Here is a 9,992-nt window from a genome sequence, read left to right on the forward strand (position 1 = left end):
CGTGCGGGTCCTGGTCACCGGCGCCCGCGGCAAGGTCGGGCGGGTGGCCGTTGCCGAGCTGATGGCCGCCGGGCACCAGGTGGTGAGCACCGACCTGGGCACGCCGACCTACGAGCGGTCCGAGCCCGGCGTGGCGCCCTACGTACGGGCCGACCTGACCGACGCCGGGGCGGCTTTCGGGTTGGTGCGAGGGATGGACGCGGTGCTGCACTGCGCGGCGATTCCCGAGCCGTCGCAGGACATCGCGCACGTGGTGTTCGGCAACAACCTGCTGGCGGCGTTCAACGTGATCGAGGCCTGCGTCCGGTTCGGGGTCGGTCGGCTGGTGAACCTGTCCTCGGAGACGGTGCCGGGCATGACGTTCGCGGAGCGGCCGTTCTCCCCGGCCTACTTCCCGATCGACGAGGACCATCCGGTGCTGCCGCAGGATCCGTACGCGCTGGCCAAGCACTTCACCGAGCAGCTCTGCGACGCGGCGGTGCGGCGTTCTGACCTGCGGTGCATCACGATCCGGCCGACCTGGGTGCAGGACTCCTCGTCGTACGCGCGCAATCTCAGGCCGATGATCGCCCTAGCCCGGGCCGGCACGCCGGAGCCGACGGTGAACGGCTGGTCCTACATCGACGCCTATGACCTCGCGGTTGCGCTGCGGCTGGCGGTGGAATCGTCATTGCCGGGCCACGAGGTGATGTACGTCTGCTCGCCCGATTCGGCCGGGGTGGCTGACACTCTTGCCGCGCTGCGGGCGCAGTACGGCGATCGGGTGGAGTACCGCGCGTTCGCCCGTGCCGATGCCAGCGGCACCTCGGCGGCCAAGGCGGAGCGGCTGCTCGGCTGGCAGCCGACCCGCAGCTGGCGCGATTACCTCGACGAGGACGGCCAACCACTGCAACCCTGACCGGTTCGCCCAGCGTCAGGTGGACAGCAGCGGGACGAGCAGCTCGGCGTCGGTCAGCGCGCCGTGGTGGCCGATCAACGAAGCATTCCGGGACTCGGCCTTGCGGCGGACCACGGCGAGCTCCGACACCGACACCGCGATCAGGTCGCCGATCCGGTGCCGAGCCGATGCGCTGACCTCCGGGCCGAACCAGCCGTGGCCGATCGCCTCGTCGCGGGTCAGCACGGCCATCCGGTCGCCGACAACCTCGAGCCACCGCGAGCGGACCGCGTCCAGCAAGCCAGGCTCGACGTGCAAGTACCGCACCCGGGCCTCGCCGGCCAGCAGCTCGACGCCCTCCTGCAGCGACGGCTCGCTGTCGTAGTCGATCTTGGCCTCCTCCGGGACGTTGACCATGCCGTGGTCGGCGGTGACCAGCAGCCGGGTGCCAGCGGGCAGCCGTCCGGCCAGCAGCTCGACGGCTCGGTCGATCAGTTGCAGCTGGGCCCGCCATGCCTCGGACCGGCAGCCGTAGACGTGCCCGATCAGGTCCAACTCGTGGTTGTAGCAGTAGATCAACCCGCCACGCGCCTGTGCCGTCGCGGCAACCTGGGCCATGCTGTCGGCCGCGGTGAACGCCCGCAGGTAATGAGCGCCGCGCAACGCGGCCCGGGTCAGGCCGCTGCCCTTGAACGCGGGTGCCGACACCACCGTGGCGCTCACCCCGGCCTGCTCGGCCCGTTCGAAGGCGGTGGCGACCGGCTGGACCTGCTCCGGTGGCTGGTCGCCGAGCAGGTCGACGCCGGACCGGGCGCCACGCCAGGTCAGCCAGTTGGCCGGCTCGCTCAGCCCGTCCGCCCGGGTGATGTAGCCGGTGATGCCGTGCTGCCCCGGCGGCACGCCGGCGCCGAGCGAGGTGACGCTGACCGCGGTGGTGGTCGGGAAGCCGGCGGTCAGCGGGCGCGCCGCCAGGCTGGACAGGAACGGGGCAAGACCGGCGTGCTCACGCAGCAGTTGCCAGCCCAGGCCATCGACCAGCAGCACGACAATGCAGCCAGCCGGCTCAAGGGCCAGCACGTTCGGCTCACCGGCCACCCCCAACGCGGCCAGGGTGGACGGCAGCACGTCGGACAACGACGACTGCCCGTACCGGACGATGCCGGCGGCCGGCGAGGTGGTCATTGCCCCATCCTGGCGCCGGACAGCAACCCGGCACCTCGCGACGCTGCTCACACCAGCGCCCGGTCCAGTCCCGCGGGGGAGGTATCCAGGGCGCCCCGAGCCGCTCCTGTAGTCCACAAGCCGCGGAACCCGGCGAAACGGTTGACAGGCCACGCCGGCTGCGCGAACGCTTGCACTGCGACCGCCGAAGGAGCCGCACATGGCTGACAGCATGACGGTACTGCGCAAAGCCGGCCCGCCCGGCACCAAACGGAACATCGTCGTCCTGGGTGACGGGTTCACCGCCGCCGACCAGCCGGCCTACGACCAGTGGGTGGACACCACGCTGATCCAGGGCGTCTTCGGCCACGACTACTTCGCCGAGGACGCCTCGGCATACAACATCTACCGGATCAACCTCGAGTCGGTGGATTCCGGTGTGAGCACCCGGACCTACGACGAGAAGGGCACCGTCGACCCGTCCGACGACACCATCGCCTCGGAGACGGCCCACAACACCGCGCTCGGCATGATCTTCAACGGCTCCTGGTCGCACTGCTGGCTGGAGTACGGCGCCAACACCGAAACCCTGCTGCAGGCCGCGATCAACACCTGGGTGCCCGATGCCAACGAGATCCTGGTCGTGCTGAACAATCCCAACTTCGGCGGCTGCGGTGGCGGCGGCCGGGCGCACGTTCCGATGGGCGTCGACTGGACCGTCATCGCGCACGAGTTCGGGCACGGCGTCGGCGGATTCGCCGACGAGTACTCGGTGACCGGCAACTACACCGGCGGCGAGCAGGCCTGGATCAACCTGACCACGATCACCGATCGCGCCACCACCAAGTGGCGGCAGTTCATCGATCCGACGACACCGCTTCCCACCGGTGTCGGCGCGGGCGCCAACTACAACCAGGGCGTCCGGCCGGCGACCTGGAGCAGCAACTTCGACGTCGGCCTGTTCGAGGGTGGCGGCACGGTCTCCACCGGCCTCTACCGGCCGGTAGAGAACTGCCGGATGAACGGCAACACCCCGGAGTTCTGCCCCGTCTGCTACACCTCCCTGAAGACCAACCGCGACCACGAGACCGATCACCACTTCCGGTCGGCGCATGCGGGCGACTTCTACGGCACCGGCCGCAGCGACGTGCTGCTGCACCACGGGACGTCGATCCAGCTGTTCGGCAACAACGCTCCCGATCTCGTCCACCGCTTCAGCGGTGTCGAACGGGTGCCGGGCTCCTGGCAGTTCATGCCCAACGACCAGATCGTGATCGGGGACTTCAACGGCGACGGCGCCGACGAGGTGGTGATCTTCAACGGGGTGGACTGGGTGATGCCCTACCTCGGGCTGCTCGCCTCGGACGGAGCCGGTGGGCTCAGGCTGATCGCCCGGTACGACGCCGACATCCCCGGCTGGGGCGGTTTCGCCAGGAACGACAGGTTCTTCAAGGCCGATCTCAACGGCGACGGCAAGGACGACCTGATCGTCGTCAACGGCGATGACTGGTCGATGACCTACGTCGGGCTGCTGCGCAGCACCGGCACGGGCTTCTACCTGACCCACCGGTACGACGGCGACATCCCGGGCTGGGGTGGCCTGGCCCGCCACGATCATTTCTTCGTCGGCGACCTCAACGGCGACGGCAAGGACGACCTGGTCATCTTCAACGGCGAGGACTGGTCGATGTCCTACGTCGGCCTGTTCCGGTCGCAGGCCAGCGGGCTGAACATGACGGCCAGGTACGACGGCGACATCCCCGGCTGGGGCGGGCTGGCCCGCCACGACCGGCTGTTCCTCGGCGACTTCGACGGCGACGGCCGCTGCGACGTCTACATCTTCAACGGCGAGGACTGGTCGATGCCCTACCTGGGCATGTTCGGATCCGTCGGCTCGGGCCTGGCCTACGTGAACCGCTACGACGGTGACGTGCCCGGTTGGGGCGGACTGGCCCGGCACGACGACTTCTTCGCAGCCGACCTGAACGGCAACGGCCGCTGTGACCTGTGGGCGTGGAACCACCAGGACTGGGCAGAGGAGTACCTCGGCCGGATGATCTCCTCCGGCACCGGCCTGTCGGCCGGCTTCGCCGCGGACTGGGTGGGTGAGTGGAACCTCGGCCCGGCCGACCGGTTCGAGGTGGCGCGCTTCAGCGGCAAGAGTGGCCAGCCCAGCCTCTACGTCCACAACACCGACTGGTTCGGGGTGATCAGCGGCCGGCGCGGCATCGGCCTGGACCGCATCTACTACCGCTGGATCCACTCATACCGCTACGGCCGGAACTGGTGAGGCAACGATGATCAAGAAGGTCAAGCGCGGAGGCGCTCCCCGGGTGGACAACAGCCGTCCCAGCAAGCCTCCGGCGCCTGCCGCCGGTAGCCGGGTCCGAGCCGGCGATGTCGAGCCGCCCGCCTATGACGGCCCGAGGAAACCGGATCGGAAGGAGCCGGGCAGGTCGAACCCGCATTCCGGTGGCGAGGGCCCCAGCAAGCCGGCCCAGGAGCCGGCGCGCCGGCCACGGGCGGGAGCGAGCGACCTGCCCCCGGGCGACCAGATCCCGCCGAAGGCCCGCCGCGGCGGCAGGGCACGGCCGGCCGGTGAGCAGTACATCCGGCTGCGGGTCCGGGTGCGAGGTGACCAGCTGTCGGTCCTGGACAGCCATCTCGTCGACGGCCCGCTCGGCCAGATCACGGGTTTCTCCGGTGCGAACGCCTACGAGGTGAGCGTGGGGGACCGGCTGCTGCATGCCGGATCGCTGCCGGACCTCGGGCTGCAGCGCTCCTTCGCCAACCCCAACGGCCCCGCGGACCAGCGCGGGCATCACTTCACCGACCGCTCGACGTATGAGTTCATGGCGCGGGTGCCGGCGCACGAGGTGACGCCGGAGACCATCGACCGGATCGCGATCCGGCTGCACCGGATCAAGGAGGAGGCACGCACCGATCGTCTCGGGGCGGCGCCGTTGGCCGAGCAGTTCGCGCGCCAGGTGCGCCCGGTGGCCGAGCTGGTCGGCCTGCCGGCCTCGGTGCTCCCCGAGGCGATCGAGGAGCGCGGCGGCCGCACGCCGAGCCTGTGACCGCCGGCGCAGTCGCGCTGCCAGCGCCGCGGTGGTCCGCGGCGGCGCTGGCGCTCGCGATTGCGCTCGGCGGGTGCCAGCACGCCCGCGACGTTCAGCGACAAGCGAGTCCGGCGGCACCCGGCATGGCGACTCGGGGCTCGCCGACGGCGAACCCGACGACTACGAACCCGACGACTGCGAACCCGACGACTACACGCTCGGGCAGTGCGAGCCCGACGACCACGAATCCGGCTACGGGAGGCCCGGCAACCGGCGGTACGCCGGCACCGTCCGGCCCGCGCACGGTGACCGTGCTCGGCTCGGGCGACGTGCTGATCCATCCGGCGCTCTGGCAGCAGGCGGCGGCCGACGCCCGGGCGCGCGGACGCCCCGGTTACGACTTCGGCCCGATCTATGCCGGCATCGCGCCGGTGACCCGGGCGGCCGGGCTGGCGATCTGCGAGCTGGAGACCCCGCTTGCCCCGCCGCAAGGCCCGTTCGCCGGCTGGCCGAACTTCAACGCCCCGCCCCAGGTGCTGACCGCGTTGAAGGCGGCCGGCTACGACAGCTGCACCACGGCCTCGAACCACACCCTGGATCAGGGCTACGCCGGGGTCAAGCGGACTCTGGACGAGCTGGACGCGGCCGGCCTGAGACACACCGGCAGCGCCCGGTCAGCAGCCGAGGCGGCCCGTCCCCTGATCGTGACCACCGGCGCCGGCGTGCGCATCGCCCAGCTCGCGTTCAGCTTCGGTTTCAACGGCATAGCGGTGCCGGCCGCCCAACCCTGGCTGGCCAACACCATCGACCTGCCGGCGATCCTGGCCGCAGCGCACCGGGCCAAGCGCGCCGGCGCCGACATCGTGGTGCTGAGCATGCACTGGGGCGTCGAGTACGACCATGACCCCAGCGCGGAGCAGGCCGGCCAGGCCGACCGGCTGCTGGCCTCGCCGGACATCGACGTGATCCTGGGCGACCATGCCCACGTCGTGCAGCCGTTCCAGAAGCTGCACGGCAAGTGGGTCGCCTACTGCATGGGAAATCAGATCTCGCGGCACGCCCAGCCGATCAACGACAACCGCGAGGGGGTGATGGCGCGCTTCACCTTCACCGAGGTGGCCCCGCACCGTTTCGCCACCACCCGGGCCGAGGCGATTGCCACCTGGATGGAGGTCTCGCCCCGGCTGCGGCTGGTCCAGCTGGGCTCGGCGATCGCCGACCAACGCACCGCGCCCGAGGCACGAGCACGCTACCGCGCGGCGTTGACCCGGATCACCGGCTATCTCGACCGGCTCGGCGCACGCCGGGACGGGCTGGTCGTCGGCTGAGCGGGTAGTCGACCGGCATTCCGGGACTTCTGTCGGTGGGCTGCGCTGGTGAATAATCGGGGCGTGAGGGGTCCAGGTTTCGAGAACATGGCTACGGTGCTGGTGAATCCTGCCGTGCTGAGCGACTTCGAGCTGGACCTGATGTCGCACGACTTCCGGGTGTGGACCGTGCACACCACCTCGACGTTTCCCGACGCGCCGCAGGCGGCGATGCAGATCCGCCGGGCGCTGATCGACTGGAGCAACGGCCGGTGGAAGGTGGCGGCCAACTGGACCGTCGTCTGGATCACCTTCGGCGACAGCTGGCTGGACGGGGACAACCCGATCCCGTGGCCCGCCCACGCCGCGCTGTGGAAGAAGCTGGCCGAATACTCCGAGAACGTCCGCTACAACCTGGGCCTGGGTGGCATGCCGAGGCTCGGGGTGCCGCGCGAATCCCGCTGACCGCGATCTCGTGGCAATCGCGGCTGAAACGGGTCAGCCCCCTGCCATCACCAGCGCCGCGCCGTCGTTGGCCAGCGCGTCGGCCCGCTCGTTGCCGGCGTCGCCGGAATGCCCCTTGACCCAGCGCCAGTCGATGGCATGCCCGGCCGATGCCTCGTCCAGCCTGCGCCACAGGTCGGCGTTCTTGACCGGCTGCTTCGCCGAACTCTGCCAGCCGTTGCGCTTCCAGCCATGGATCCAGCTGGTGATGCCCTGCAGCACGTACCGGCTGTCGGTGTAGAGCACCACCGAGCAGGGGCGGTTCAGCGCGGTCAGCGCCTCGATGGCCGCGGTCAGCTCCATCCGCTGATTGGTGGTCTGCGGCTCGCCGCCGAACAGCTCCTTCTCATGGCTGCCGCTGCTGAGCCATACGCCCCAGCCGCCCGGTCCCGGGTTGCCCTTGCAGGACCCGTCGGTGTAGATCACGACCGTCGCCCGGCCCTGCTCCGCTGCCGGTGCCGGGCTCGGGGGGTGGACACTCATCTGCAGCACGGTACCGGCGAGGACGGGGGAACCATGGCAAGGCTGCTGTACTCGGCGACCATGTCGCTGGACGGCTTCATCGCAGGCCCTGGCGGTGACATGTCCTGGCTCACCTCCTATCTCGGGCCCAACCCGACCGCGGACGAGCTGGTCGGCCGCATCGGCGCCCTGCTGATCGGCCGGCGCACCTTCGGCGGCGACGACCCGAACCGCGGGACGGACAAGGAGGGAGCGTTCGGCGGCGCCTGGACCGGGCCGCAGTTCGTGCTGACCCACGATGCTCCGGACGTCGCGCCGCCCGGCGTCACCTTCGTCGACGATCTGGCTGCCGCGGTGGCCGGCGCGAAGGCCGCTGCCGGCGACAAGTACGTCAACATCCTCGGCGCCAACATCGCCCAGCAGTGCCTGCAGACCGGGGTGCTCGACGAGATCCTGGTCTTCGTTGCCCCGGTGCTGCTCGGCGACGGGGTGCGGCTGTTCGACCATCCGGGCGGGACCCATGTTCGGCTCGAACGGTTCGAGGTGAGCCAGGCGCCCCTGGCCACCAGCATCTGGTGCCGGGTGCTCGGCTGAGCGAGCCCGGTCACCGGCCGCCGTCCTTGCGCCGCTCATCCATGCGTGGCAGCAGCCCGATCAGCAACGCCACGACCAGGTAGGCAGCGGGCACTGCCGGCCAGACGAACCAGCCGAGCATGCTGTAGGCGTCCAGCCGGTCGGCGTTCAGCAGTTGCCAGCCGATTCCGGCCGGCATCCAGCCCCAGAGCAGCAGCCAGGTCGTCCGTCGCCACGGCTCTGGCATCTGGGCCGCCACCCACCTGTCGGATCGGCTCGGGCCCGCCGGTCAGCTGCCGCGGGCCCGAGATCGACTTTACTTCCGTTCAGGCGGCCCGGACCGCAGCAGCCCGGCCCCGCTGTCGCGGCGGACGCCCGAGCCCAACCCGCCGGTGAGCCGGCTGGCTCCGCCGCTGGCCATCGCGACCTGCCGGGCCGACAGCGGCTTGGCGATGTTCTCCAGGGACTGCCGCTCGGCGTTGACGCCGTAGATGAACGCGGTCAGGCCACCGGCGAACATCAGGATCGCCCCGACGGTGTAGCCCCAGAACAGGGGGTCGCGATCGGGGGTCGGGCCCGAGCCGGCCGCGTCGACCAGCTTGCCGAACAGGAACGGGGCGATCACGCCACCGAAGAACTGCGACACCGCGAAGAACAGCGAGATGGCTTTGGCCCGTACTTCCAAGGGGAAGATCTCGCTGACCGTGAGATAGGCCGACGACGCCGCTGCCGAGGCGATGAAGAAGATGATGCACCACAGGATGGTCTGGGTGGTGGCGTTGAGGGAGCCGTTCTTGAACAGCAGCCCGGTGATGAACAGCAGGATGGCCGAGGTGCAGTACGTCCCGCCGATCATGATCCGCCGGCCGACGGTGTCGAACAGCTTGCCGAGCAGCAACGGCCCGAGCAGGTTGCCGACGGCGAACGGGAAGATGAAGTAGCCGACCGCTCCGCCGCTGATGCCGTAGAACTTGCCCAGGATCAGCGCGAACGTGAAGAAGATCGCGTTGTAGAGGAACGACTGGGTGACCATCAGCATGAAGCCGAGGAATGCCCGGCTCGGGTACTCCCGCACGATGAGTTGAGCGAGTTCCTTGTAGCCCGGGTCCTCGCGTTCCTCGACCAGCAGCGCGGCGGACTGGTCGACGGGCGACAGCGTCGTGCCGGCGGCCTCGATATCGCGTTCGATGCCGTCGACGATCCGCTCCGCCTCGTCCGACTGCCCGTGGGTGAGCAGCCATCTGGGACTCTCCGGGATATGCCTGCGCAATCCCCAGATCGCGATGCCGATCACCGGTCCGATGAGCAGGCCCAGCCGCCACCCGAGATTGACGTCGAAGAGGTCGGGGTTGAGGAAGGCGATGTTGGCCGCCGCGCCGATCATCGCGCCGAGCCAGTAGGTCCCGTTGATGGCCAGGTCCACCCGGCCGCGGTAGTCGGCAGGGATCAGCTCGTCGATCGCGGAGTTGATCGCCGCGTACTCGCCGCCGATGCCGAGCCCGGCGATGAACCTGGTGGCGATGAAGAAGAGGAAGTTGAACGAGAAGGCGGTGAGCAGGTTACCGATCAGGTAGACGCCCAACGTGATGATGAACAGCTTGCGGCGCCCGAGCTTGTCGGCCAGCCGCCCGAAGTACAGGGCGCCGACCACCTCGCCGAGCAGGTAGATCGACGCCGCCAGGCCGATCTGTCCGGCAGTGAAGTGCAGCGTCCCCTCTTCGGTCAACCGTTCGCCGATCGCGCCGGCCACGGTGATCTCGATGCCGTCGAGCACCCAGGTGATCCCCAGGGCGATGACGACCCGCCAATGGAACTTCGACCAGGGCAGTCGGTCCATCCGGGCAGGGACAAGACTCTGAATGGGCTGGGCGACTGCGCCTGGCACCGTCATCGGCCTCGGCCTTCCTCACGTGTGAATGATGAATGAATCGCTCTGTGTTCTCAGATGATCACTCCACGTTCGTGAGTACCACTCGTCCAGTTCGGACGTCAAGCACCCCACCGCGGCAGGTGGCAAGGCGCCTGAATGGCTGGATCGTCACCTCGATG

10 protein-coding genes are annotated in these 9,992 nt (G+C 69.6%); 6 read left to right on the forward strand and 4 right to left on the reverse strand.

Going from position 1 to position 9,992, the window contains the following annotated elements; translation table 11 throughout:
- Position 1: 1 nt before the first annotated feature.
- On the forward strand, positions 2-898 hold the full coding sequence (locus VF612_RS07805; RefSeq protein ID WP_408659289.1) for an NAD-dependent epimerase/dehydratase family protein: 897 nt from the start codon (positions 2-4) through the stop codon (positions 896-898).
- 15 nt (positions 899-913) lie between these two features.
- Here VF612_RS07805 and VF612_RS07810 read toward each other — a convergent pair whose 3' ends face one another.
- Positions 914-2,059 carry an alkaline phosphatase family protein gene (locus VF612_RS07810; RefSeq protein ID WP_408659290.1) on the reverse strand — a complete coding sequence of 382 codons (1,146 nt, stop codon included), beginning with the start codon at positions 2,057-2,059 and terminating at the stop codon, positions 914-916.
- Between the two features lie 199 nt (positions 2,060-2,258).
- On the opposite strand from VF612_RS07810, the gene VF612_RS07815 reads away from it, so the two are divergent.
- The 4 genes from VF612_RS07815 (at position 2,259) to VF612_RS07830 (ending at position 6,869) form a co-directional block, all read left to right on the forward strand.
- On the forward strand, positions 2,259-4,328 hold the full coding sequence (locus VF612_RS07815; protein WP_408659291.1) for a M64 family metallopeptidase: 2,070 nt from the start codon (positions 2,259-2,261) through the stop codon (positions 4,326-4,328).
- 7 nt (positions 4,329-4,335) lie between these two features.
- A complete protein-coding gene (locus tag VF612_RS07820; RefSeq protein ID WP_408659292.1) occupies positions 4,336-5,115 on the forward strand; it encodes a hypothetical protein in 780 nt (259 codons plus the stop codon).
- A 287-nt stretch (positions 5,116-5,402) separates the two neighbouring features.
- Entirely contained in the window at positions 5,403-6,425 is a 1,023-nt protein-coding gene (locus tag VF612_RS07825) for a CapA family protein (RefSeq protein ID WP_408659293.1), read from the forward strand.
- Positions 6,426-6,488: 63 nt separating this feature from the next.
- A complete protein-coding gene (locus VF612_RS07830; RefSeq protein ID WP_408659294.1) occupies positions 6,489-6,869 on the forward strand; it encodes a hypothetical protein in 381 nt (126 codons plus the stop codon).
- A gap of 33 nt (positions 6,870-6,902) precedes the next feature.
- Here the strand turns inward: VF612_RS07830 and rnhA are convergent, their stop codons facing one another.
- On the reverse strand, positions 6,903-7,391 hold the full coding sequence (gene rnhA, locus VF612_RS07835; protein WP_408659295.1) for a ribonuclease HI: 489 nt from the start codon (positions 7,389-7,391) through the stop codon (positions 6,903-6,905).
- Positions 7,392-7,424: 33 nt separating this feature from the next.
- Here rnhA and VF612_RS07840 point away from each other — a divergent pair, with 33 nt between their 5' ends.
- Positions 7,425-7,964 carry a dihydrofolate reductase family protein gene (locus VF612_RS07840; RefSeq protein WP_408659296.1) on the forward strand — a complete coding sequence of 180 codons (540 nt, stop codon included), beginning with the start codon at positions 7,425-7,427 and terminating at the stop codon, positions 7,962-7,964.
- Positions 7,965-7,974: 10 nt separating this feature from the next.
- Here the strand turns inward: VF612_RS07840 and VF612_RS07845 are convergent, their stop codons facing one another.
- Positions 7,975-8,190, reverse strand: a complete 216-nt coding sequence (locus tag VF612_RS07845) for a hypothetical protein (protein WP_408659297.1) — start codon at positions 8,188-8,190, stop codon at positions 7,975-7,977.
- A 69-nt stretch (positions 8,191-8,259) separates the two neighbouring features.
- A complete protein-coding gene (locus VF612_RS07850) occupies positions 8,260-9,780 on the reverse strand; it encodes an MFS transporter (RefSeq protein WP_408659298.1) in 1,521 nt (506 codons plus the stop codon).
- Positions 9,781-9,992 lie beyond the last annotated feature (212 nt).

Source organism: Jatrophihabitans sp., from assembly GCF_036388195.1.
Lineage (GTDB): Bacteria > Actinomycetota > Actinomycetes > Mycobacteriales > Jatrophihabitantaceae > Jatrophihabitans_A.

What these genes read in the sequence shown, in the direction of transcription:
- VF612_RS07810 (WP_408659290.1), bottom strand. Translation starts at nt 2,059, where the DNA reads ATGACCACCTCGCCGGCCGCCGGCATCGTCCGGTACGGGCAGTCGTCG.
- VF612_RS07815 (WP_408659291.1), top strand. Translation starts at nt 2,259, where the DNA reads ATGGCTGACAGCATGACGGTACTGCGCAAAGCCGGCCCGCCCGGCACC.
- VF612_RS07820 (WP_408659292.1), top strand. Translation starts at nt 4,336, where the DNA reads ATGATCAAGAAGGTCAAGCGCGGAGGCGCTCCCCGGGTGGACAACAGC.
- rnhA (WP_408659295.1), bottom strand. Translation starts at nt 7,391, where the DNA reads ATGAGTGTCCACCCCCCGAGCCCGGCACCGGCAGCGGAGCAGGGCCGG.
- VF612_RS07840 (WP_408659296.1), top strand. Translation starts at nt 7,425, where the DNA reads ATGGCAAGGCTGCTGTACTCGGCGACCATGTCGCTGGACGGCTTCATC.
- VF612_RS07845 (WP_408659297.1), bottom strand. Translation starts at nt 8,190, where the DNA reads ATGCCAGAGCCGTGGCGACGGACGACCTGGCTGCTGCTCTGGGGCTGG.
- VF612_RS07850 (WP_408659298.1), bottom strand. Translation starts at nt 9,780, where the DNA reads ATGGACCGACTGCCCTGGTCGAAGTTCCATTGGCGGGTCGTCATCGCC.